The sequence below is a fragment of the Janthinobacterium sp. 1L-D-8-B-C4 genome (assembly GCF_057291295.1).
Map to the genome: position 1 here is coordinate 161,280 of NZ_JBXAVX010000008.1, position 23,720 is coordinate 184,999.

A 23,720-nucleotide genomic window follows, 5' to 3' on the forward strand; every position below is an offset into this window, starting at 1 on the left:
CTTGATTAGCGTACTGCGGTGGTGTCATCGGCCAGGCCATGCTTGGCCGCATGGTGCAGCGCCACGTCGAGCGCATCCATGAATTCGACAACCTTGATCGGTTTGGTCAGATAGCGGAAAAAGCCCGCCTCCAGTCCTTTTTCTATATCGCGCGGCACGGCGTTGGCCGACAGCGCCATTACCGGAATATGGCTGGTCAGCGGATCGTCGTGCAGGATGCGCAGCGCGCCAAAGCCGCTGATGCCGGGCAGGTTGATGTCCATCAGGATCACGTCCGGCTGACAGGTGCGCGCCAGGTCGATGCCCAGGTGGGCGTCGATGGCGGTCAGCAACTTCAAATCGCTGCGGCGCGCGATCAGTTGCTCGACCAGCGCCAGGTTGGCCGGATTGTCTTCCACGTACAGCAAGGTGCGCTGGGTGTCGGAATCTTCCTGTATCACCGGCAATACTTCTCCTTCGCCCAGCACCAGTTGCGGCGCACGCGAGGCCTTGAACTCGACCCAGAAGGTGGTACCGACACCGACCGTGCTGTCGACGCCGATCTTGCCTTTCATGAGTTCGACCAGCTGCTTGGTGACCACCAGGCCGATGCCGGTGCCCTCTTCCTGGCTGTTTTCCTGGCCCAGGCGGTTGAAGGGCTGGAACAGCTGTGACATCTGTTTCGCATCGAGGCCGGCGCCGCTGTCGGTGACGCTGACGCGCACGCGGTCGCCGCGCTGGCTGCACACCACCTGCACGCTGCCGCCGCTCTGGTTGTACTTGATGGCGTTCGACAGCAGGTTGATCATCACCTGCTTCACCCGCGTGCGGTCGGCATGGATATAGAACGCGGCGCCGCAGCGCGGAAAATGCATGCTGATGCCGCGCTTTTGCGCCTGCGGCGCGATCATCGCCTCGCAATCCTGCAGCACGTCGAGCAGCGACATCGCCTCTTCCGACATGGTCACCTTGCCCGACTCGATCATCGCCAGGTCGAGGATTTCGTTAATCAGGCGCAGCAGATACCAGCCGCCCTTGAGGATCTGGTCGAGCGAACGCTGCTGCGGCTGGGTCGGCGGCGGCACGTCGGAGGCCATCAGCTGGGCAAAGCCCAGCACGGCGTTCAGGGGCGTGCGCAATTCATGGCTCATGCTGGACAAGAACTCGGATTTGGCGCGGTTGGCCTTGTCCGCCACCTGGCGCGCTTTTTCCAGCTCGGTATTATTGGTTTCGATCAGCGAGCGCGTATAGGCTTGCTGCTCCTGCAATCGCTTGTCGAGCATGGCCTGCTCGGCTTCGACCCGCTTGCGCGCCGTGTTGTCGGTGCCGATCAGCAGGTAGCCGATGACCTTGTTCTGCGCGTCGCGCAGGGCCGTCACCGAGACGATGGCGGGAAAGCGGCTGCCATCCTTGCGGATATACGTCAGCTCATAGATGTCTTCGATGCCGCGCTTGGCCTTGAACACCAGCGCTTCGACGCCGGGCGTGATCGGCGTGTCGAGCTCGGCGGAGAGGGCCTGCGCGCGGGCGACGATTTCCTGCGCGTCGGAAATACTGGCCGGGGTCAGCTTGTCGACCACTTCGTGCGCCGCATAGCCCAGCATGCGCTCGGCGCCCACATTGAAAATCTGGATCACGCCCTGGGCATCGGTAGCGATGCTGGAAAAATTGGCGCTGTTGAAAATCGCGTCCTGCAGGGCGCCAGCTTTCAGCAACTGGCGCGGCAGGCCGGCAGCCAGGGTGCGCCGGTACAGCGCGGCCAGCAACACCAGCAGCAGCAACACCAGCACGCCGGTCAGGATGGCCGTGTCCGAAGGGCCGCGCCAGGCCAGCGCGGCGATCGCGACCAGCACGATGGCGCTGAAGGCGAACGCCAGCGCGACGGGCCAGCGCGATGGCAGGCCGGTGGAGATTTTTTCAACTGAGTGCATGGGCTAAGCCGGTTGGTATAACAATAGGAGAGCAAAAACAGCCGCCGTTCAAGCCTGGCGCTGGCGTACGTCAGACAACAAGCGGGCGAATTCCTTCTTCACCACGCCATAGCATTCGCAGGTCGTGCTTTCCAGCCCGTGTCGGTCCAGCACCGTGATATGGCCGCGCCGGTAGCTGATATGGCCACGCGCCTGCAGCTTGCCGGCCGCTTCCGTCACGCCTTCGCGGCGCACGCCGAGCATGTTGGCGATCAGTTCCTGGGTCATGGTCAGTTCGCGCCCGGGCAGGCGGTCCAGGGTCAGCAGCAACCAGCGGCACAGTTGCTGCTCGACCGTATGGTGGCGGTTGCAGACGGCTGTTTGCGACATCTGCGTCAGCAGCGCCTGCGTGTAGCGCAGCAGCAGCCGCATCACCGGGCCGGCGCGGTTGAATTCTTCCATCAGCAGATGCGCTTTCAGGCGGTAGCCGACGCCGCCCGTCTGCACCACCGCGCGGCTGGGGGTCGAATCGCCACCCATGAACAGCGATACGCCCACCACGCCTTCATTGCCGACACCGGCAATTTCGGACGAGCCGCCGTTTTCCAGCAGGTAGTGCAGCGAAACGATGGCGGTGGTCGGGAAATACACATGGTGCAGCTTGTCGCCCGAATCGTAGATCACATCCCCGAGGCGCATCGGCACCTGCTCCAGGTGCGGCGCCAGGCGCGCGAAATCGGCGTCCTGCATGGCGGCGAGCAAATGGTTCTGGTTCGGGTTGTGTAATACGGCATGCGGACTCGACATGGGCAGGTTTCCTGGTTTCCAGTCGTCAGCTAGGCGGTAATGGGAGAGGCGTCTGAACGAGAGGCGCCATCGGGCAGAGTAACACAGCGGTGTCTCTGAGCCGCAACTATATTTCCTATCGTAAATGATCTCTGTTCGGTACCGAACCGACTTGCAGGGCTGTCAACACCTACAGTCAGTCATTGCCTCAGAGAACCTGGTCTCCGATCCGCTCCGACGCAATCACAGACCGAAAGCACGTGATGCAAAAAATACTCCGGCGGGTACGCATCTCGGTCTCGGTTTCCATCCTGATCACGATGCTGGCAGGATTGGCGATCACGGCCCTGTGCTATGTGTCGGCGCGCCAGATCGAAGCGGAAAGCGCGCGCCTGCTGTTCCAGCACGATGCCAGCGTGCGCACGGCCGCCCTGATGTCGGGCCTGAATAATGCAGTGGAACAATTGAAAGTGCTGAACCAGCTGTTTCGCAGCATCGATCCGATCAGCCGCGAACAGTTCCGCAGCTTCAGCGCGCCGCTGCTGCAGCGCTATCCGGAAATCCAGGCTTTCAGCTACCGCCGCGTGCTCGACCATGCGGACCGCGCCGGCTATGAACACGCGATGCGCCAGGCTAATCCCGCTTTCATGATCGCCCAGGGCGACGACGACGGCAATAACAGCCAGCCGGCGCCGCCGCGCGCCAGCTACAACGTGATCGACTATATCGAACCGATGCATGGCAACGCGCAGTTGCTGGGGCTGGACACCTCCGAATCGCCAGGCCAGCAGCTGGCGCGCATCGCCTCGCGCGACAGCGGCCAGCCGACCGCCACCGAACTGCTGACGCTGACGCAGTACCCCGGCCGGCAGACCGGCTTCCTGGTGCTGGCGCCCGTGTACCGCGCCGGCATGCCACTCGACACACCCGAGCAGCGCCAGCGCGCCGTCAGTGGCGAGACGGCGGCCACCTTTCGCGTCACCCACCTGATCGCCACCATTCTTGGCAATGCCGAATTGCTCGACAGCGGCAATGTCGGCATGGAAGTATTTGCCGGCACGCGCAGCGAGACCCTGGTCTACCGGCGCGACGCGGTCATCAGGACGCGCATGCTGCCGGCCTGGATGCAGGCAGGCGCCAGCCATGCCACGCAAACGAGCTTCACGATTGCCGGCCAGCCGTGGCGCGTGCGCCTGCAGCCATCGCCGGCACTGTGGAGCGATCATCACGGTTCACTGTACGTGCTGCTGGGCGGGTTGCTGTCGACCATGCTGGCCACCGCCTATATATACCAGCTGGTCACCCGCAACAGCGTCATCAAGCGCATCACCGGCGAGCGCACGGCCGAACTGCAGTTTGCCAACCTGCGCCTGTCGGAAGATATCGCGGCGCGCCTGCAGAGCGAAAAAGCACTGCGCCTGCGCGAGCGCATCATCGAAGTGTCGGCCAACGCCATCGTCATCTGCAGCGCCGAGCCGCCGGGCTACCTGGTGGAATACGTCAATCCGGCGTTTGAGCGCATTACCGGCTACACGGCGCAGGAGGTGATCGGCAAGCCTTTGGCCAGCCTGCAGGGCAATGTCATCGAACAGCCGGACATGGAGCAGTTGCACGCGGCGATCCGCGAACAGCGTGAAGGCAAGGCCATCCTGCGCTATTCGCGCAAGAATGGCGACAGCTACTGGAGCGAGACCTTTATCGCACCGGTGCGCGGCAATGGCGAAGCGGGCGACAATGGCAGCGCGCCGATCAGCCATTTCGTCGTCGCCCAATACGACATCAGTACCGTCATGCACTTCGAGGCCGAACTGGCCTTCCAGGCGCGCCACGATATCCTGACCGGGCTGGCCAATCGCCGCCTGCTGCGCGAACGGCTGGAGCAGGCGATGGCCGTGGCGCAGCGCAACGGCTTGCCGCTGTGGGTGGTGTTCATCGACCTGGACCGCTTCAAGTTCGTCAACGACACGCTGGGCCACGATGCCGGCGACGCCCTGCTCAAGGTGGTTGCCGAACGCCTGCTGGACGCCACGCGTGAAGTCGATACGGTGGCGCGCCTGGGTGGCGATGAATTCGTGCTGCTGCTGCCACAACATGAAAACGGCGCGCCCGGCATGGCCATCCTGCAGCGCGTGCTCGACGCCGTGGCGCAGCCGATGCAATTGGGCGAATACGAGTTCTTCCTCGGCTGCAGCATGGGCGTCTCGGTCTACCCGGACGACGGCACCAGCGCCGAGATGCTGATCAAGCATGCCGACATCGCCATGTACCGCGCCAAGGAACAGGGCCGCGGCAACTGGCAGTTCTATGCCGCGACCATGAATGAAGAGACGCTGGTGCGCCTGAGCCTGGAGAGCGAATTGCGCCATGCGCTCGAACGCAAGCAGTTCCACCTCGAATATCAGCCGCAGGTCGACCTGGCCAGCGGCCTGGTGGTCGGCATGGAAGCGCTGCTGCGCTGGGAGCATCCGCAACTGGGACGCATCGCGCCGGCCAGCTTTATCGGCCTGGCCGAGGAAATGGGCCTGATCATTCCGATCGGTGACTGGGTGCTGCGCACGGCCTGCCAGCAGGCGCACGACTGGCAGCGCGCCGGTCATGGCCTGCTGCGCGTGGCGGTGAACCTGTCGGCGCGCCAGTTCAAGCAGCGCAACTTGCTCCATTCGGTGGCCGCTGCCCTGTCGGACACGGGCCTGGCGGCCACTTACCTGGAACTGGAACTGACCGAGAGCATGGTGATGGACAACGTGGAACAGGCCACGGCCATCATGGGCAATCTGAAAGCGCTGGGCGTGAAGCTGTCGATCGACGACTTCGGCACCGGTTATTCGAGCCTGGCCTACCTGCGCCACTTTCCGATCGACGTGCTGAAAATCGACAAATCGTTCGTCAACGACATCACGCACAGCGACGACGACGCAGCCATCGTGTGCGCCATCATTTCGCTGGCGCACAGCCTGCGCCTGAAGGTGATTGCCGAAGGCGTGGAAACGGTGCAGCAGCTGGAATTCCTGCGCCGGCACGGCTGCGACCAGATGCAGGGCTATCTGTTCAGCCGTCCGCTGCAAGCACCGGCGTTCGAGGCGCTGCTGCGCCAATCGAGAACACTTGCTGTCGAAGCCTACGCTTAAAACGCGTGGCGCAAGCCCAGGTTGAAGGCACGGTTGCCGGTACCGACTTCGGTGGCATTGCCGACCATATAGGCGGCGCCATTGCGGTTGCGGATCTGCGCATACGCCAGATAGATCTTGCTGCGTTTCGACAAGGCATAGGTGGCCCCGAACGCCAGTTGCTGCGCATCGCGGTTGGCCGCATCACGGTCGTCCTTGTGGATGAACGACGCCAGCAAGGTGGCCGCGCCCAGCGGCACCGACACGCCGACAATGGCGTCGCGGCTGTCGTTCGATTGCAGCGGCGCGGTTGCTGCGCCATATGGATTGTCGGCAAAGAACAGCGAACTGCCGTCGCCGGTATTGCTGCCATAGCCGGCAAACGCGGTGGCCACGCCGAAATTGTAGTTGCCGGCCAAAATCGTGTTGTTGACATCCTTCTTGCCGGCGTCACCGCCGCGGCTCTGGCGCGCCAGGCGCAAGGTCAAGGGGCCGTTCACGTAGCCCAGGGCCAGGCCCAGCGAGCGCTGGTCCGCAGCAATGCCGCTGTGTTCGCCCGCGCCATACATCAGCGTGCCGGTCAGGCCACGCAGGGTGGGCGAGGTATAGCGCACGGTATTGTCGATGCGGGTGGCCGAATAGCCGGCCACGTTGGTCGAGGCGCCGGCCATGCCGCCCTCGAACGGATCGGCCACGTCGGTCAGCGCCTGGCTTTGCAGGTTGTACTGGCGGCCGATGGTCAGCATGCCCAGCGGGCTGTTCAAGCCCACGAAAGCCTGGCGACCGAACAGCTGGCCGGCCTGGTCCGAGCGGCCGGTGTCCGTCAGCAAGCCCGCTTCCAGGGTGAACACGGCTTGCCAGCCATTGCCCAGCGTTTCAGCGCCGCGAAAGCCGAGGCGCGAACCGGCCGAGACGCCACTGGCAACTTTGCTGATACCGCGTTCCTGCACCAGTGCGGCATCCATCAGGCCGTACATGTCGACCGAGGACTGGGCGTGCGCCGTCACGGCAGGCAGGATCATGGTCGAGGCAAGCCCGAGGCAGACAGTATTCATTTTCATGCAATTCCTTGATAAGCGCCAGGCCGGTCATGTCGTGCAGGCGGCAACGCGCATGCGTGCCGACGCCGCATCAAAAAGATGACGAACCGGAGATTTCCTGGCCAAGCTGTGAGTGACGCGGCCCGCAAGGCACGCTTCGATAAGTGCCGGCATCGCTGATGCGCTGGCATGGTCGTGAGTTGGATAAAACTGCGACCGCTGTCGCCGTCCGCAAATCATTGCAGGAAGCGACAGGGCCATCAGTATAGCATTGGAGCAATTCCAACCCCGTTCGGTTGCCCGCCGCGGCACGTTGCACGCCGCGCCAGGCAGCCAAAAATACTACTTCACTTTGTCATACCTGATCATCTGCCCATCGCGGTCCCACAGCAGCTTTCCGTCCTCGATGCCGATCACGGCATGGAAGTCGCGCAGGCCGGCGGGCGGCGGATAGACCATAAAGCGCAGCAGGCCACCACGGTGCCTGGCCAGCGCGATCGAGGCGCGGCCCGTTTCCGGATGCGACAGCACCAGGTGGCGCAGCGCTCCGGCAAACGGCACCGGCCACGGCCGCTCGCCGCTGACGCCCCTGGCCAGTTGCGGCGCATCACCGAGCGCCAGCAGGTTGATGCCGGCCACCGCTTCGTCGCGGTATTCGACGATGACGCTGGCCGGGCCATCGACCGCGTCGCCACGGCGTGCAGGCTGCAGCACGAAGGGCGCGGCACGCGAGGCGGCGTCGCCCTGCAGCACCAGTTCACCACCGCGCACCGACCAGCGCCCTTGCACCGCCTCCTCACTGGCGCCATACAGCAACTCGTAGCTGAAGCGGCCATCGGCACGCAACACGATCTGCGACGCCACTTCGATCTTGCGCTTCAAGCCGTAGCGTCCCGGCAAGCGTTTTTGCAGCGCCAGGTCGGCCGCCTTTTCGGCCGGCGTCAGGGCGGTGGCGCCGGAATCGGCAGGAGGCGCTGCGGCGGCCGGTACGCGCCAGCCAGCCGCCTTCAGGATGGCCAGCAGATCGTCGCGTCCGGCGCTGTGCAGTTGTTGCCACGCTGCTGCATCAAGTTGCCCGCGCTTGCCCGCCAGGCGCGTCGTGAAACGCTGGCCCAGCCAGCCCGCCAGCGAGCGCTCGGGTTGGCGCGCAAACGCCGTGATCAGGCGCGGCGCCATTGGCTCGGCGCACTGCGCTGGCGCGGCGGCAAAGCCCTGCTTGAGCAGCAGTTGCCAGTAGGCGTCGCTGGCGTCCATGATGGTGGCGAGTAATTGCTGCGCCTGCGGCAGGCAGACGGTGTCGAGCGACACGGCGCCGTCGCGCGTGACCACGGCCAGCGTGGCAGGATCGAGGCTGGCGACGGCCAGGTCCAGCGGTCCGCCCCAGGCCTGGCCGGCGGCGGCGTCGATGCGCGCGCCGCGCGCCAGCAGCAGGCGCACGGCGGCGGCGTCGCCGTTGCTGATGGCTTGTTCCAGCGCGCTCATCTGCTTGCTGGCGCGCCAGTTCGGATCGAGCCCCAGGTCCAGCAGCGCCGGCAGCAAATCGAGACGGTGCGCGCGCACCGCGTAGCGCAGCACCACGGAGTCGGCGGGCTGGCGCGGCACGCCCTCATCATTGCGCAACAGGCCGTACTCAAGCAGCAGCGGCACCAGCGCGCGCTGCGGGGACTCGATGGCGGCAACGATGGCGCGATTGCCCAGCGCGCTGGCCGGCAGGCCGAGCGACAGCATCAGGCGTACGCGTTCCAGGCCGGCGGCGTCGTTCACCGACACGAGCACCTTTTCCAGCGGCGACGGTTTGATGTCGGCCAGCGGCTGGCGCGCCGCGATGCTGCGCAACAGCATCTCGAGCACCACATTGTTTTCCGGCGTCGCCGGCAGTTCCAGTGCCTGGTTCAGCACGGGAATTTCGCCACCGAGGGGATCGGCGCCCAGGCCGAGCAGCAATGTCACCATGGCCTCGTCGCCATCCTCGACGGCCGCCAGCAGGGGCGGACGATAGCCGCCGCTGGTCACTGGCGCGCCCATCCCGGCCAGCCTGGCCACCCAGTCATGGCGATGACTGCGCACCGCATGCCACAGCAAGTTGCCGGGCTCGAGCTGCAGCGAAGCGAGCGCCGAGGGGTCGGACTGATACGACGCTTCATCCACCGGCCCGTGTTGCGTCCACGGCATGCCGGGTGTAAGCAGTTGCGCCAGCACGGCGTCGGCCGCGGCGGGCGGCAGGTACAGGGCGCGCATCGCGGCGTCAAGCCAGCGGTCGCCCCCCTTCGCATCGTGCCGTGGCACGCGCTGCTTGAGCCAGTCCAGCGCGCCGGCATTGCCGGCCTCTGCCGCATAGGCGTACAGCGACTTGCCCTGCTCCCCGCTATACGGCGTGGTGCCGGTGGCCAGCATTTTGTCGAGCACCCCGGCGCCGCGCGTCAGGCGCAGCAAGGGTCGCCATAACAGGTAATCGGCCGTCGGGCGCTGGTCTTCATCGTCCTCCTTGCCCGCCTTGCCCTCCTTGCTCTCCTTGCCCGTGGGCGGCTTGTCTTTCGCCGCCTGCGCCTGGCGTTCATCGGAGATCAGGTAGGGCCTTCCCGAGCCCGAGTCCAGCAGCGCGATCATCAGCGCCGTGCGCTCGCCGGCATCGATCAGCTCGGGCAAGGTGCCGGCCTCCTTTTGCTCCAGCGCATACTCGAGCGGCGCCACCTGGCGGTTGCCGGCGCCATACTGGCGCACATCGGCGCCATGCGCCAGCAGCAGGCGCACCATCGCGGCATTGCCGTACAGGGCAACCAGGTGCAGCGGCGCGCGGTTGTCGGGATACGTGCCTTCGCCAACGGCCACGCCGCGTGCGAGCAGCGAGGTCATCATGCGCACCCTTGCCGGCAGCAGGGCGGCGTGCCGCGCGCGCAGCTCTTCCCGATGGGCGCGGGCCTGCGCCAGGAAGGCGGGGTCGCGCGCGCGCGGATGCGCGGCGCGCCAGGTTTTCTCGTACGCCAGCAGGCTGGGCGCCGGCAGTATCAGCGCGTGCAGCAAGGTATGGCCGTCCATCACATAATCGCCAGGATTGGGCAGACCCGACAACAGCCTGGCGAACGCGGCTTCATCGCCCTCGCCGGCAGCCTGGAACAGCGGCTCGACGGCCGGCGTGGCCGGCAGCTTGTTACGGGCCGCACGCACATAATTGACTTTGCGCTCCATGCCGTGCACCGACGCCTGCGGCAGCGGCGTGCCGACCTGCCAGGCGCGCGCCAGCTCGGCCGCTTCGGCAATTTGCGCCGGGTTCATGGCCCGCTCCCAGCCGGTCACATCCGCCTTGGCCTTCTGTTCCCCGCCACGCACTGCGAGCTGGCTCAGCATCGACGCCAGCACATAGTCTTGCGGCAAGGTGTCATCCATGCCGTACAACATCGCCAGGTGTGACTGCGCCGGCGCATTGCCCGCTTCGGCCGCCTTGCGCAGCCATTGCACGGCCAGCTTGTCATCATGGCCGCCGATGCCCTTCCAGTACATCACGCCCAGACGGTAGGCCGCTTCCATGTCGCCTGCCTCGGCGGCGCGGCGATACCAGTCCTGCGGCGAGCGCCGGCCCGTTTGCGACGTGTCCGGCAAGCGCGCGCCGGCCTGCCACTGGGCAGCGAGCCGCTCGGCTTCCTCGACCTGGTCAGGCGACATGTTGTTGCGCTGCACCGGCAGGTATTTTTCCACCTCGGCCGCGCCAGTCCATTTTTTATCGCGCAGGGCCAGCAGCTTGTAGGCATGCGACAGCACGCTGTCGGCCGGCACACCCTCGCCCTGTTCATACAGGCGCCCCAGTTGCGCCAGCGGCCCGCCAGCGCCCTCCTTGGCCAGGTCCTGCAGCCAGGGCAGCGCGCGCGCCGGATTTTTCATGGGACCGTAACCGTACAGGTACAGCGAGACAAGTTCATCCTGCGCGGCGCGATCGCCGCCTTTGGCGGCCAGCAGATACCAGCGCTCGGCGCTGGCGTCGTTGCCCGGCAAGTCAGGACAATCGCGCCCCGTCTTGTACAGGTCGCCAAGCAGCTTTTGCGCCTTGGTATTGCCAGCCTGCGCCACCGGGCGCAGCTGCGCCACGGCCTCGACGCAGCGCCCCTGTTCGAAAGCTGCGATGCCTTCCGTCACGCCGGCGCGCGCACCGGTGCCTGCCAGGCCAATACCGATGCCGCAGATGGCCAGTTGCCAGATTTTTTTCATGGATTTCCAGGCCTTGATCGTACGTTGAGCTTGTTTGCCGAGATTGATTGCAAAGATGATAGCGTGAAAGAAATGCAATGTAGCAATATTGCGCAATCGTGCAGGGCTTTTCGGACGCAGCGGCCGGCTATTTGCTGCGCATGCTTTAAGCACCCCTTATAATGATTCCTTTTGCCAAACACACGCCAAATCATGGAATTAGCCAAGTCTTTCGAGCCCGCCGACATTGAACAATTCTGGCGCACCGAGTGGGAACAGCGCGGTTACTTCACCGCCACCCTCGATGCAGGAAAACCTTCCTTCAGCATCCAGTTGCCGCCGCCGAACGTCACCGGCACCCTGCACATGGGTCACGCGTTCAACCAGACCATCATGGATGGCCTGACGCGCTACCACCGCATGCTGGGCCACAACACGGCCTGGATACCCGGCACCGACCACGCCGGCATCGCCACGCAAATCGTGGTGCAGCGCCAGCTGGACGCGCAGAAGATTTCGCGGCATGACCTGGGGCGCGAGAAGTTCGTGGAAAAAGTGTGGGAATGGAAAGAAAAATCAGGTTCCATCATCACCGGCCAGATGCGCCGCCTGGGCGCTTCGGCCGACTGGCAGCGCGAATATTTCACGATGGACGAGCCGCGCTCGAAAGTGGTCACCGACGTCTTCGTGCGCCTGTTCGAGCAAGGCCTGATCTACCGTGGCAAGCGCCTGGTCAACTGGGACCCGGTGCTGGGCACGGCCGTGTCCGACCTGGAAGTGATCTCGGAAGAAGAAGACGGCTCGATGTGGTACATCAAGTACCCGCTGGCTGACGGCAGCGGTTTCTTGACGGTGGCCACCACGCGTCCTGAAACCATGCTCGGCGACGTCGCCGTGGCGGTCGACCCGACCGACGAGCGCTATATGGCGCTGGTCGGCAAGATGCTGAAACTGCCGCTCACCGACCGCGAAATCCCGATCATCGCCGACGAATACGTCGACAAGGAATTTGGCACCGGCTGCGTGAAGATCACGCCAGCGCACGACATGAACGATTACGCCGTCGGCCAGCGCCACAAGCTGGCGCAGATCGTCATCCTGACGCTGGACGCGAAAATCACCGACGATGCACCCGAGGTCTATCGCGGCCTGGACCGCTTTGCCGCGCGCAAGCAGATCGTTGCCGATTTGGACGCCCTGGGCCTGCTGGAACAGGTCAAGCCGCACAAGCTGATGGTGCCGCGCGGCGACCGCACCGGCGTGGTGATCGAGCCGATGCTGACCGACCAGTGGTTTGTCGCGATGAGCAAACCGGCGCCGGAAGGCACTTTCTTCCCGGGTAAATCGATTGCCGAGACGGCACTGGAAAAAGTCGCCAATGGCGAAATCAAGTTCGTGCCGGAAAACTGGAGCACCACCTACAACCAGTGGCTCAACAACATCCAGGACTGGTGCATCTCGCGCCAGCTGTGGTGGGGCCACCAGATCCCGGCCTGGTACGACGAGGCCGGCAATATTTTCGTGGCAAAAACCGAAGCCGAAGCGCAAGCCAAGGCGCAGGCCGCCGGCAGCACGGGACCATTGAAACGCGACGACGACGTGCTCGACACCTGGTTCTCGTCGGCGCTGGTGCCGTTCTCGACCATGGGCTGGCCGGAAGACACGCCGGACATGAAGGCATTCCTGCCATCGTCGGTGCTGGTTACCGGTTTTGACATTATCTTCTTCTGGGTCGCGCGCATGGTCATGATGACGGCGCACTTCACCGGCAAGGTGCCGTTTGAAACCGTCTATGTGCACGGCCTGGTGCGCGACTCGACCGGACAGAAAATGTCCAAGTCGAAAGGCAATACGCTGGACCCGATCGACCTGATCGACGGCATCGACCTCGACGGCCTGATCGCCAAGCGCACCACCGGTCTGATGAACCCGCGCGACGCGGAAAAAATCACCAAGGCCACGCGCAAGGAATTCCCGGAAGGCATTTCAGCCTACGGCACCGACGCCGTGCGCTTTACCATGGCCAGCTATGCGTCCTTGGGCCGCAATATCAATTTCGACCTGGGCCGCTGCGAAGGCTACCGCAACTTCTGCAACAAGATGTGGAACGCCACCCGTTTCGTGATGATGAATACGGAAGGCAAGGACTGCACCCTGAATGAGGCCGACCTGTCGCAGGCGGACAAATGGATCATCTCGCTGCTGCAAAAAGCCGAGCTGGACGTGGCCAAGGGTTTCGAGGACTTCCGCTTCGACAATATCGCCGCCAGCATCTACAAATTCGTCTGGGACGAGTATTGCGACTGGTACCTGGAAGTGGCCAAGGTGCAAGTGCAGCAAGGCACGGAAGGCCAGCAGCGCGCCACCCGCCACACCCTGCTGCGGGTGCTCGAAGTGGTGCTGCGCCTGGCCCATCCGATCATTCCGTTCGTCACCGAAGCCTTGTGGCAGACCGTTGCGCCACTGGCCGGCAAGACCCTTAAGCCTGAGGGTGATTCGATCATGATGCAGCCGTACCCGATCGCCGACACCAGCAAGATCGATGAAGCGGCCGAGGCGTGGATGCAGCAACTGAAAGCACTGACCGACGCGACGCGCAACCTGCGTGGCGAAATGCAGATCTCGCCATCGGTAAGAGTGCCGTTGATCGTCGAAGCGGGCAACGCCACCGACAAGGCGGCACTGGGCACCTATGCGCCGTATATCCAGTCGCTGGGCAAGCTGGCCGAGGTGCAGATCGTCGACGCGCTGCCGGACTCGCCTGCGGCGGTGGCGATTGTCGGCACCACCAAGCTGATGCTGAAAGTGGAGATCGACGTGGCGGCCGAACGCGAGCGCCTGGGCAAGGAAATCGCCCGCATCGAAGCGGAAATTGCCAAGGTCAACAGCAAACTGGGCAATGAAAGCTTTGTTGCCCGTGCGCCAGCCGCAATTGTTGCGCAAGAAAACGAGCGCTTGCTCAGTTTTTCGGCCACAATTGAGAAACTGCGCGAACAGTTTGCTAAACTGGCCGCTGCATAAGGCACACCAGCCGTCCCGTGCGGCGCCTTCCCCCGGCGCCGCGCGCCATCGCTGGTGTTGCCTTGGTAAAAGTTCGCGTAACGTTCAAAAAAACCAATGGAGACTAGCGATGCGTAATTTATTTATAAAAAGCGTGAAAACCAGCATGCTGATGGCTTTGCTTGCCATCGCCGGCGGCGCCAGCGCCGCCAATGACAGCCCGGTGGGTGCCTGGAAAACCATCGACGACGCCACCGGCAAGCCGAAATCCATCGTCCGCATCACGGACAATGGCGGCGTGCTGGAAGGCAAAATCGAAAAACTGTTCCGTGCCCCGGAAGAGAACCAGAATCCCACCTGCGACAAATGCACGGGTGCCAGCAAGGACCAGCCCATCGTCGGCCTGACCATCCTGAAAGGCCTGAAAAAAGACGGCAATGAATGGAACGGCGGTGAAATCACCGATCCGGCCACCGGCAAGGTCTACAAGAGCAAGGCCGAACTGACGGAGGGCGGCAGCAAGCTGCAGGTGCGCGGCTATGTGGGCGTGCCGATGTTTGGCCGTTCGCAGACCTGGGTGCGCGAAGAGTAAGAGTGTTTTTTGCAGAAAAACCGGCTTGCGCCGGTTTTTTTTTCGTCCCGAGTCAGGCCGGCTTGCGGTGATGCTTGCTCAAATGCCGGTCCAGGCTGTTGGCAAAACTCTGCCGGTCGCCCTGGTTGAACGCGGCCGGGCCGCCGGTATCGACGCCGCCGCTGCGCAGCTCTTCCATGAAGGCGCGCATGCTCAGTTGCTGGGCGATATTGTCATTGGTGTAAAACTCGCCGCGCGGATTGAGCGCGTAGCCGCCCTTCTTCAGCACATCGGACGCCAGCGGAATGTCGCCGGTGACCACCAGGTCGCCCGGGTTCAGCAGGCGCACGATCTCCTGGTCGGCCACATCCGCGCCGGAAGGCACTTGCACGGTGCGGATAAAGCGCGACGGCGGCACGCGCAGGCCCTGGTTGGCCACCAGGGTCACGGGCAGTTCCAGCCGGTCGGCCACCCTGTACAAAATATCCTTGATCACCACCGGACAGGCGTCGGCGTCGACCCAGATCTGCATTGCCGGCTGGTCGGTCACAGCGCCCACGCTTCGCCGCTGGGGCTGATGCGCGGCGCGCTGACGCCGAAGTGCAGATAGGCAGCCGGCGTGGCAACCCGTCCACGTGGCGTGCGCTGCAAAAAGCCCTGCTGGATCAGATACGGTTCGAGCACGTCTTCGATGGTATCGGCCGCTTCGCCGATGGCCGCCGCCAGGTTGCCGATGCCGACCGGGCCGCCGCCGAATTTGAACAGTACCGCTTCGAGCAATTTGCGGTCCATCACGTCAAACCCCACCGAATCGACGTCGAGCATGGCCAGCGCGCGGTCGGCCACCACCTTGGTGATCTCTCCATTGCTTTTCACTTCGGCAAAGTCGCGCACGCGGCGCAGCAGCCGGTTGGCGATACGCGGCGTGCCGCGCGCGCGCTGGGCGATCTCGTGTGCGCCTTCCGGGTCGATCGGCGCTTTGAGCAAGGCCGCGCTGCGCGTGACGATCTTGGTCAGCTCGGCGGTGTTATAGAACTCCAGGCGCGCGACGATGCCGAAGCGGTCGCGCAGCGGATTGGTCAGCATGCCGGCGCGGGTGGTGGCGCCAACCAGCGTAAACGGTTGCAGGTCGAGCTTCACGGAACGGGCAGCCGGGCCTTCGCCGATCATGATGTCGATCTGGTAGTCTTCCAGCGCCGGATACAGTATCTCTTCGACTACCGGCGAGAGGCGGTGGATCTCGTCGATGAACAGCACGTCGTTCGCTTCGAGGTTGGTCAGGATCGCCGCCAGGTCGCCCGGGCGTTCCAGCACCGGGCCGGACGTTTGCCGCAGGTTGACGCCCATTTCGCGCGCGATAATGTGCGCCAGGGTAGTCTTGCCCAAGCCCGGCGGGCCGAACAGCAAGGTATGGTCGAGCGCTTCCTTGCGCTGGCGCGCGGCCGTGATGAAAATTTCCAGCTGGTCGCGGATCTTTTCCTGGCCTACATACTCGTCGAGTTGCTTGGGCCGCAAGGCCCGTTCGATCGCCTCTTCATTGTGCGAGATCGGCGCCGCATCGATGATGCGCTGTTCCGTGAAGATATCGGTCTGGATGCTCATGCCGTGTTCCCGTTAGCCTTTCGACAGCGCTTTCAGCGCCAGTTTGATGCCGTCAGACACGCCGCTGCTGGCCGGCACGTTTTTCACGGCCGCCATCGCTTCCTTGTCCGAATAGCCAAGCGCCATCAGCGCGTTGAGGATATCGGACTGCGCATCCGGTGCGGCGTGCGCACCCAGCGGGCCCAGATCCGCGCCGATCTTGCCTTTCAGTTCCAGCAGCAAACGCTCGGCCGTCTTCTTGCCGATGCCGGGCACCCTCACCAGGCGGCCGGAATCCTGCAAGGTAATCGCCTGCGCCAGGTCGGCGATCGTCATGCCCGACAGGATAGCCAAGGCCATGCGCGCGCCGACGCCGGTGATCTTGATCAGCTGGCGGAACACGGCGCGCTCGGCCGCATTGCCGAAGCCGAACAGCAGGTGCGCATCTTCGCGGATCGCCTGGTGCGTAAACAGCACGACTTTTTCGCCCACGTGGGGCAGATTGTAAAACGTGCTCATCGGCACATCGACTTCATAGCCGACGCCCTGGCAATCGACCAGCAATTGTGGCGGATTTTTTTCAAGCAAAATACCGGAGAGACGGCCTATCATTGCGTATTCCTAATATGAGTGAGTGTCATGGCTAGCCTACCAGGCGGCCGCGCTTCATGCGCAAGCCCTGCAATTGTGGCGCCAGCGCGCCGATCATGGCCAGCGCATCGACGCTGTTGGCGTGACAGATCGCCACGCCCAGCGCATCGGCCGCGTCGCTGCCCGGCAAACCAGGCAGGCACAGCAGGCGCGCCACCATCTGCTGCACCTGCTCCTTGGCGGCCTTGCCATGGCCGGTGACGGCCTGCTTCAGCTGCAGCGCCGTATATTCGGCCACCTCAAGGTCGGCGTTGACCAGCGCGCAGATGGCCGCGCCACGCGCCTGGCCCAGCAGCAAGGTCGATTGCGGATTGACGTTGACAAAGACTTTTTCGATGGCCGCGCAGTCGGGCCGGTAGGTAGCGACGATTTCCGACACGCCCTGCAAGATGATCTTCAGGCGTGGCGGCAAGGCCCCTTCCGAGGCGGTCTTGACAGTGCCCGAAGCAATATAGCGCAGCTTGCTGCCGTGTTTTTCAATGACCCCGAAGCCGGTCGTGCGCAAGCCAGGATCGATGCCAAGAATAATCATCGCCAGATTCTATAATGAATACGGCAGGCCCAGTGAAACCGGAGCCTGCCGTTTAAATGTCAACCGCAACCCAAAACAACATCTGGGGTCAGACCCTCAGGGACTCGGCGTCCCCGTCCGACCCCGGCATTTGCCGTTGGGTTTAATTAATGACGGAAATGACGCGTGCCCGTGTACAGCATCACGACGCCGCGCTCATCGGCCGCATCGATCACTTCCTGGTCGCGCATCGAACCACCCGGATGGATCACGCAGGTTGCGCCCGCGTCGACCACCACGTCCAAGCCGTCGCGGAACGGGAAGAAGGCGTCCGACGCCACCACCGAACCGGCCAGCGACAGGCCGGCGTTCTGCGCCTTGATCGAGGCAATGCGGGCCGAGTCGATACGGCTCATCTGGCCGGCGCCCACGCCCAGGGTCATGTTATTGCCGCAGAAGACGATGGCGTTCGACTTGACGAATTTCGCCACTTTCCAGGCGAACATCAGATCGGCCAGCTGCTGTGGCGTCGGCTTGAGCTTGCTGACCACGCGCAGGTCGCCCATGGCGACGTTTTTCGCGTCCGGCGACTGCACCAGCAGGCCGCCGCCGACGCGCTTGAAGTCCATTGCGTTGACACCATTGCCCAGCGGGATTTCCAGCATGCGCACGTTCTGCTTGCTCGACAGGATTTGCTTGGCTTCGGCGGAGAACGACGGCGCGATCAGCACTTCGACGAACAGCTTGGCGATCTCGCCGGCGGTGGCGCCGTCGAGTTCGGTATTGAAGGCAATGATGCCGCCAAACGCCGAGGTCGGATCGGTCTGCAGCGCGCGCGCATAGGCTTCGGCCGCATTCGCGCCCAGGGCCACGCCGCATGGGTTGGCGTGCTTGACGATCACGCAGGCGGCGCTTTGCTCGAAGCCACCGAGGCTCTTCACGCATTCCCAGGCCGCATCGGCGTCGGCGATATTGTTGTACGACAGTTCCTTGCCTTGCAGCTGGCGATAGTTCGCCAGCGCGCCGTCGGCAACCACCAGGTCGCGGTAGAAAGCGGCGCTCTGGTGCGGGTTTTCGCCGTAGCGCATGTCCTGTACTTTTTCAAACGCCACGTTCAGGGTTTGCGGATAGGCGCCGCGCTCGGCGTGCACCTTGGTCGGGCCCAGGCTGGTCAGGTAGTTGGTGATGGCGCCATCGTATTGCGCCGTGTGCGCAAACACTTTTTTCGCCAGCATGAATTTGGTGTCGTAGCTCACTTCGCCCGCCTTGCCGTCAGCCGAACGCATCTCGGCCAGCACCACCTCGTAGTCGCTCGGATCGCAGATGACGATCACGTCCTTGTGGTTCTTGGCCGCCGAACGCAGCATGGTCGGGCCGCCGATGTCGATGTTCTCGATCGCGTCTTCCAGGGTGCAGTCGGCCTTGGCCACGGTGCCCTGGAACGGGTACAGGTTGACCACCACCATGTCGATGGTCGGCATGTCGTGCTCCACCAGCTTGGCCATATGCTCGGGGAAATCACGGCGCGCCAGGATGCCGCCATGCACTTTCGGGTGCAAGGTCTTCACGCGGCCATCGAGCATCTCGGGAAAACCCGTGTAGTCGGCCACTTCCGTGACGGGCACGCCGTTATCGGCCAGCAATTTGGCGGTGCCGCCGGTCGACAGCAGGTTGACGCCGAGGGCAGACAGGGCGCGCGCGAAATCGAGGACGCCGGTCTTGTCGGAAACGGAAAGGAGAGCTTGTTTGATCATGGCTGTGGCTAGGTGGTTAAGTGTTCTTGGCGAACGCCGTTGCCCCGTATCAATACCGGGCTGCGGCGGATTCAAAGCTTGGCGTCACTTGCGAGCCGGCATTACAGCAAACCGTGCTCCTGCAACTTCTTGCGCAAGGTATTGCGGTTGATGCCCAGCATTTGCGCGGCATGCGACTGGTTGCCATCGGCGCGTGTCATCACGACTTCCAGGATGGGCTTTTCGACGGTCAGCACGACCATGTCGTAGATATTCGACGCTTGCTGCTCGCCCAGGTCATTGAAATAATCTTCCAGACTCTTCTGAACGACTTCCTGTATGCTTTCTTTGCTCATTTTTATGCTTCAACCGGCTAATTGATTTATCAAGGCGCTCTGGGGCGTACGGATGACTGTCGCGAAAACGCGGCACACGCACACCGATATCACCCTTGTTCTTTATACTGCTGCGGCCACTATCAAACCGCTGTCGCTAACTTCGGAGAGGCGGTATTGTAACCGTTCGCCAAACTTCCATTGCGACTCAAAAAATTGGTCGACGGCAAGTAATTGCGCGTCCGTCGATTCCAGCAAATTCATTTGCTGGCGAAACTCTTCGCCGCCTTCCAGGTCTTTCACGTACCAGCCAATATGCTTGCGCGCCGTGCGCACGCCCAGGAAGTCGCCATAAAACGCATAATGGGCGCGCAAATGCTCGTCCATCAGGCTGCGCACTTCGTCCACATAAGGCGCCGGCAACAAGGTGCCTGTGCGCAAATAGTGGTCGATCTCGCGGCAGATCCACGGCCGGCCCTGCGCCGCGCGGCCGATCATGACGGCGTCCGCGCCCGTCTGGTCGAGCACGTAGCGCGCCTTTTGCGGACTGGTGATGTCGCCGTTGGCCACCACGGGTATGCCGACCGACGCTTTCACGGCGGCAATCGTTTCATACTCGGCATCACCCTTGTAACCATCGGCGCGCGTGCGCCCGTGCAAGGTCAGCATCTGGATGCCGGCCTGCTCGGCGATGCGGGCGATGCGCAAGGCGTTCTTGTTTTCGCGGTTCCAGCCGGTGCGAAATTTCAACGTCACCGGCACGTCGACAGCATTGACCACCGCGTGCAAAATCTTTTCGACCAGGCTTTCGTTTTGCAGCAGGGCCGAACCGCACCAGCTGTTGCACACCTTTTTCACCGGGCAGCCCATATTGATGTCGATGATCTGCGCGCCGCGGTCCACATTGAACCTGGCGCAATCGGCCAGGTCCTGCGGGTCGGCGCCGGCGATCTGCACGGCTTTCGGCTCCATTTCGCCTTCGTGATCGGTACGGCGCGAACTTTTTTCGGTCGCCCACAATCGCGGATTCGACGCAGCCATTTCCGACACCGCATAGCCGGCGCCCAGCTGCTTGCACAACTGGCGAAATGGCCGGTCCGTCACGCCGGCCATGGGGGCGACGAAAACGTTGTTGCGCAGAATGTGAGGGCCGATTTGCACTGAAGAACCTGAAATGGACGGAGGAACCTGCTATTTTAACCGATTCCCTGCCTAATTAATAAGCACTATTTTTTAACGTCCAGTGCGCAGGGGCGCCGCCGTGATTTATCCCAGCTCGTCCATGGCGGGCGCCGCCAGGTGTTCGATATTTCCCCAGTGCACTAAATGCAACTTGCCGTCCGCACAGGAAAAACGATTCACGCTGGCATTTTTGACCTGGAAATCGCGCGGGCTGTCGAGCGACATGCCGACCGCTGCGCGGTAGGCGCATTCAAGCACCCCGCCGTGGGCGACGATGGCAATCGCCTGGCCGTCATACCGTTCGGCCCAGCGCGCGATGGCCGCATTGGCACGGGCATAAAATTGGCGAAAACTCTCGGCCTGGCGCTCGCCGGACGGCATCACGGCATCAATCTGGCGCGATTGCCACTGCGCATATTCGTGCGGATACCGCGCGGCGATATCGGCATACAGCAAGCCTTCGAAGGCACCGTAGCAGCGCTCGCGCAGCAGCGGGTCGGCCTGTACCGGCAAATCATGCAGGCTGGCCACGGCCTGCGCCGTCTGGCGCGCGCGCTGCAGGTCGCTCGACAATACGGCTGCCAGCGGCTCGCCGGCCAGCGCCTGGCCCAGGGCTGCAGCTTGCTGCAGGCCGGTGTCGTTCAGGGGAATATCGATATGGCCCTGCAAGCGGCGCTCCGCATTCCACGGCGTTTCGCCATGGCGTATCAAGACTATTGTGGTGCTCATGCTTATTTCTCTAATGTAAGTGCCAGCGCGGGATTGAGCGAGTAGGCGACGACCAGCCGGGCTTCGTCGAGGATATGGCCATGGATCGCCTCCAGCGCCTGCTGCCCCGTGAAGCGTTCGGCCAGCGCCAGGCGCGGCACGTCAAGCGCGTACAGGCGGAACAGATAATGGTGCAGCCGCTCGTCGTTCCACGGCGGACATGGCCCATCATAGCCGTAATAGTCGCCCGCCATCTCCGGGTCGCCGGCAAACCAGCCGGTATAGTCATTGACGCCCTGGCGCAGATAGTATGGTCCGCTGCCGTCCATCCAGGGCACGCTGGCGGCCTGCTTGCCGCGCGCCGTCACCGCGCTGGAAAACTGGCCGCCGGCAATACTGCGCATGGCCAGCGGAATGTCGACCAGGCTCCAGTGGAAAAAATCACCGCGCGCACTCATCAGCGGCAGCGTCCGGTCGCTACGGTTGGCCAGGCTGGCGTCCTGTGGCGCGTCGCCATCGATGCAAAACAGCGCCAGCGATTCGGTGCCATTGGGCACCTCATCCCAGGCCAGGCCGGGATTGTGGTTGGCCGCCAGGCGCACGCGGCTGACCGGGTCGATCTCGGCAAACGCGTAGCCGGCCGGCATCAGGCCACCGTCACGAAAAGTCTCGCTCCACAATCTCATCGCTGCTCCTTGTTGCCTCGCTTACTGCGGTTTCGGATGCACTTGCAGCCAGAACGTGACCGGACCATCATTCGTCAGCGTTACCTGCATGTCGGCGCCGAACTGCCCCGTCTGCACGGCAGCATGGCGGCTGCGCGCCTGCTCCACGAAATGGCTGAACAGGCGCAAGCCGTCCTGCGGACTGGCCGCCGGCGTAAACGACGGGCGCGTGCCGGACCGGGTGTCGGCCGCCAGGGTGAACTGCGGCACCAGCAGCAAACCGCCGGCAACATCGGTCACGCTGCGGTTCATCCTGCCGGCCGCGTCGGCAAAGACGCGGTAGCCCAGCAACTTGGCCAGCAAGGCGTCCGCTTCCTTTTCGGTGTCGCCACGCTCGGCGCACACCAGCACCATCAGGCCGGTATCGATGGCGCCGATGGTGCTGCCATCGACGTCAACCTTTGCCCGCGTGACTCTTTGCAGCAGCGCGATCATGCGCCGAGGGTGACGCGCGCAAATTTACGCTTGCCCACCTGCAGCACGCACACACCCGCCTCCACTTTCAAGGCCTTGTCGCTGATCACGGTGCCATCGATGCGCACGCCACCCTGCTCGATCATGCGCGCCGCTTCCGATACCGACGGGCACAGACCAGTCTGCTTTAGCAGTTGCGTGATGCCCAGCGGCGCGCCAGCCAGCGTCACTTCCGGAATATCGTCGGGAATGCCGCCTTTCGAGCGGTTGACGAAATCGGCCAGCGCTTCCTCGGCTGCCTGCTGCGAGTGGAAGCGGGCGACGATCTCTTGCGCCAGCGCCACTTTTGCATCGCGCGGATTGCGGCCACCGTCGACTTCGCTTTTGAGTTGCGCCAGTTCGGCGATCGAGCGCCACGACAGCAGCTCGTAGTAGCGCCACATCATGACGTCGGAAATGCTCATCAGCTTGGCAAACATGGTGTTGGCCGGTTCCGTGATGCCGATATAGTTGTTCTTGGACTTCGACATTTTTTCCACGCCGTCCAAACCTTCGAGCAGCGGCATGGTCAAAATACACTGCTGCTCCTGGCCGTACTGCTTTTGCAGTTCGCGGCCCACCAGCAGGTTGAACTTCTGGTCGGTGCCACCAAGTTCCAGGTCCGACTTCAGTGCCACCGAATCATAGCCTTGCATCAACGGGTACAGGAATTCATGCACGGAAATCGGCACGCCGCCCTGGAAACGTTTTGTAAAGTCGTCGCGCTCGATCATGCGCGCCACCGTGTAGTGGGAAGCGAGCTGGATGATGCCGCGCGCGCCGAGCGGATCGCACCACTCGGAGTTATAGCGAATTTCGGTTTTGCTGGCGTCAAGCACTAAAGATGCTTGCGCGAAATACGTCATCGCGTTAATCTCGATCTGTTCTTTCGTCAAAGGCGGGCGCGTGACGTTGCGGCCCGAAGGGTCGCCGATCATGGAAGTGAAATCGCCGATCAGGAAAATGACCTGATGACCGAGGTTTTGCAACTGGCGCATCTTGTTCAGCACGACGGTATGGCCCAAGTGCAAGTCCGGTGCGGTCGGGTCCAGGCCCAGTTTGATGCGCAGTGGCACACCGGATTGTTCGGAGCGCGCTAATTTTTGCGCAAATTCGCTTTCGATCAAGAGTTCGTCGACGCCACGCTTGGTAATCGCGAGGGCTTCTTGTACTCTGTCCGACAGTACAAGCGGCGTCTGAGTCTGGTTAGCCTTGGCAGGCGATGCGGTGGTGTTGATTTCCATAAATTTTTGCCGTCGATCTCGAAAT

General features: G+C 63.2%; 18 protein-coding genes. 3 read left to right on the top strand and 15 right to left on the bottom strand.

The genetic code is table 11. The annotated features are described in order from the left end of the window. Positions 1–5 precede the first annotated feature (5 nt). Together AC0Z42_RS15935 and AC0Z42_RS15940 are read right to left on the bottom strand one after the other, a co-directional pair. A complete protein-coding gene (locus tag AC0Z42_RS15935) occupies positions 6–1,910 on the bottom strand; it encodes a hybrid sensor histidine kinase/response regulator (RefSeq protein WP_485469178.1) in 1,905 nt (634 codons plus the stop codon). 48 nt (positions 1,911–1,958) lie between these two features. Continuing rightward, positions 1,959–2,696 carry a Crp/Fnr family transcriptional regulator gene (locus AC0Z42_RS15940; RefSeq protein ID WP_485469179.1) on the bottom strand — a complete coding sequence of 246 codons (738 nt, stop codon included), beginning with the start codon at positions 2,694–2,696 and terminating at the stop codon, positions 1,959–1,961. A 242-nt stretch (positions 2,697–2,938) separates the two neighbouring features. On the opposite strand from AC0Z42_RS15940, the gene AC0Z42_RS15945 reads away from it, so the two are divergent. Next, positions 2,939–5,803 (top strand): bifunctional diguanylate cyclase/phosphodiesterase, encoded by a 2,865-nt coding sequence (locus AC0Z42_RS15945; RefSeq protein WP_485469180.1) that lies wholly within the window; start codon positions 2,939–2,941, stop codon positions 5,801–5,803. Here the strand turns inward: AC0Z42_RS15945 and AC0Z42_RS15950 are convergent. After that, positions 5,800–6,843 carry a porin gene (locus AC0Z42_RS15950; protein ID WP_485469181.1) on the bottom strand — a complete coding sequence of 348 codons (1,044 nt, stop codon included), beginning with the start codon at positions 6,841–6,843 and terminating at the stop codon, positions 5,800–5,802. The genes AC0Z42_RS15945 and AC0Z42_RS15950 overlap by 4 nt on opposite strands. Positions 6,844–7,164: 321 nt before the next feature. Beyond that, positions 7,165–11,022 carry a hypothetical protein gene (locus AC0Z42_RS15955; protein ID WP_485469182.1) on the bottom strand — a complete coding sequence of 1,286 codons (3,858 nt, stop codon included), beginning with the start codon at positions 11,020–11,022 and terminating at the stop codon, positions 7,165–7,167. Positions 11,023–11,214: 192 nt separating this feature from the next. Here AC0Z42_RS15955 and AC0Z42_RS15960 point away from each other — a divergent pair, with 192 nt between their 5' ends. Both AC0Z42_RS15960 and AC0Z42_RS15965 read left to right on the top strand, forming a co-directional pair. Then, complete coding sequence (locus AC0Z42_RS15960; RefSeq protein WP_485469183.1) at positions 11,215–14,022, top strand: valine--tRNA ligase; 2,808 nt, start codon at positions 11,215–11,217, stop codon at positions 14,020–14,022. 145 nt (positions 14,023–14,167) lie between these two features. Next, positions 14,168–14,593: a DUF2147 domain-containing protein gene (locus AC0Z42_RS15965; protein WP_485469184.1), complete on the top strand. Its 426-nt coding sequence runs from the start codon at positions 14,168–14,170 to the stop codon at positions 14,591–14,593. Between the two features lie 52 nt (positions 14,594–14,645). Here AC0Z42_RS15965 and AC0Z42_RS15970 read toward each other — a convergent pair whose 3' ends face one another. The 11 genes from AC0Z42_RS15970 to tyrS form a co-directional block, all read right to left on the bottom strand. Then, a complete protein-coding gene (locus tag AC0Z42_RS15970; protein WP_485469263.1) occupies positions 14,646–15,104 on the bottom strand; it encodes a YaiI/YqxD family protein in 459 nt (152 codons plus the stop codon). A 14-nt stretch (positions 15,105–15,118) separates the two neighbouring features. Next, entirely contained in the window at positions 15,119–16,174 is a 1,056-nt protein-coding gene (gene ruvB, locus AC0Z42_RS15975; protein ID WP_485469185.1) for a Holliday junction branch migration DNA helicase RuvB, read from the bottom strand. 12 nt (positions 16,175–16,186) lie between these two features. Continuing rightward, positions 16,187–16,765: a Holliday junction branch migration protein RuvA gene (ruvA, locus tag AC0Z42_RS15980; protein ID WP_308923840.1), complete on the bottom strand. Its 579-nt coding sequence runs from the start codon at positions 16,763–16,765 to the stop codon at positions 16,187–16,189. Between the two features lie 31 nt (positions 16,766–16,796). Then, positions 16,797–17,336, bottom strand: a complete 540-nt coding sequence (ruvC, locus tag AC0Z42_RS15985) for a crossover junction endodeoxyribonuclease RuvC (protein WP_485469186.1) — start codon at positions 17,334–17,336, stop codon at positions 16,797–16,799. 146 nt (positions 17,337–17,482) lie between these two features. Then, on the bottom strand, positions 17,483–19,069 hold the full coding sequence (gene purH, locus AC0Z42_RS15990; protein WP_485469187.1) for a bifunctional phosphoribosylaminoimidazolecarboxamide formyltransferase/IMP cyclohydrolase: 1,587 nt from the start codon (positions 19,067–19,069) through the stop codon (positions 17,483–17,485). Between the two features lie 101 nt (positions 19,070–19,170). Further along, positions 19,171–19,404 carry a helix-turn-helix domain-containing protein gene (locus AC0Z42_RS15995; RefSeq protein WP_008445162.1) on the bottom strand — a complete coding sequence of 78 codons (234 nt, stop codon included), beginning with the start codon at positions 19,402–19,404 and terminating at the stop codon, positions 19,171–19,173. A gap of 102 nt (positions 19,405–19,506) precedes the next feature. Further along, positions 19,507–20,544, bottom strand: coding sequence for a tRNA dihydrouridine synthase DusB (gene dusB / locus AC0Z42_RS16000; protein ID WP_485469188.1), 1,038 nt, complete (start codon positions 20,542–20,544; stop codon positions 19,507–19,509). Between the two features lie 105 nt (positions 20,545–20,649). Further along, a complete protein-coding gene (locus tag AC0Z42_RS16005) occupies positions 20,650–21,294 on the bottom strand; it encodes a histidine phosphatase family protein (RefSeq protein WP_485469189.1) in 645 nt (214 codons plus the stop codon). A 2-nt stretch (positions 21,295–21,296) separates the two neighbouring features. Next, on the bottom strand, positions 21,297–21,959 hold the full coding sequence (locus AC0Z42_RS16010; RefSeq protein ID WP_485469190.1) for a YbhB/YbcL family Raf kinase inhibitor-like protein: 663 nt from the start codon (positions 21,957–21,959) through the stop codon (positions 21,297–21,299). A gap of 21 nt (positions 21,960–21,980) precedes the next feature. Beyond that, a complete protein-coding gene (dtd, locus tag AC0Z42_RS16015; RefSeq protein WP_485469191.1) occupies positions 21,981–22,433 on the bottom strand; it encodes a D-aminoacyl-tRNA deacylase in 453 nt (150 codons plus the stop codon). Further along, on the bottom strand, positions 22,430–23,695 hold the full coding sequence (gene tyrS / locus AC0Z42_RS16020) for a tyrosine--tRNA ligase (protein ID WP_485469192.1): 1,266 nt from the start codon (positions 23,693–23,695) through the stop codon (positions 22,430–22,432). The genes dtd and tyrS overlap by 4 nt, the downstream gene beginning before the upstream one ends. Positions 23,696–23,720 lie beyond the last annotated feature (25 nt).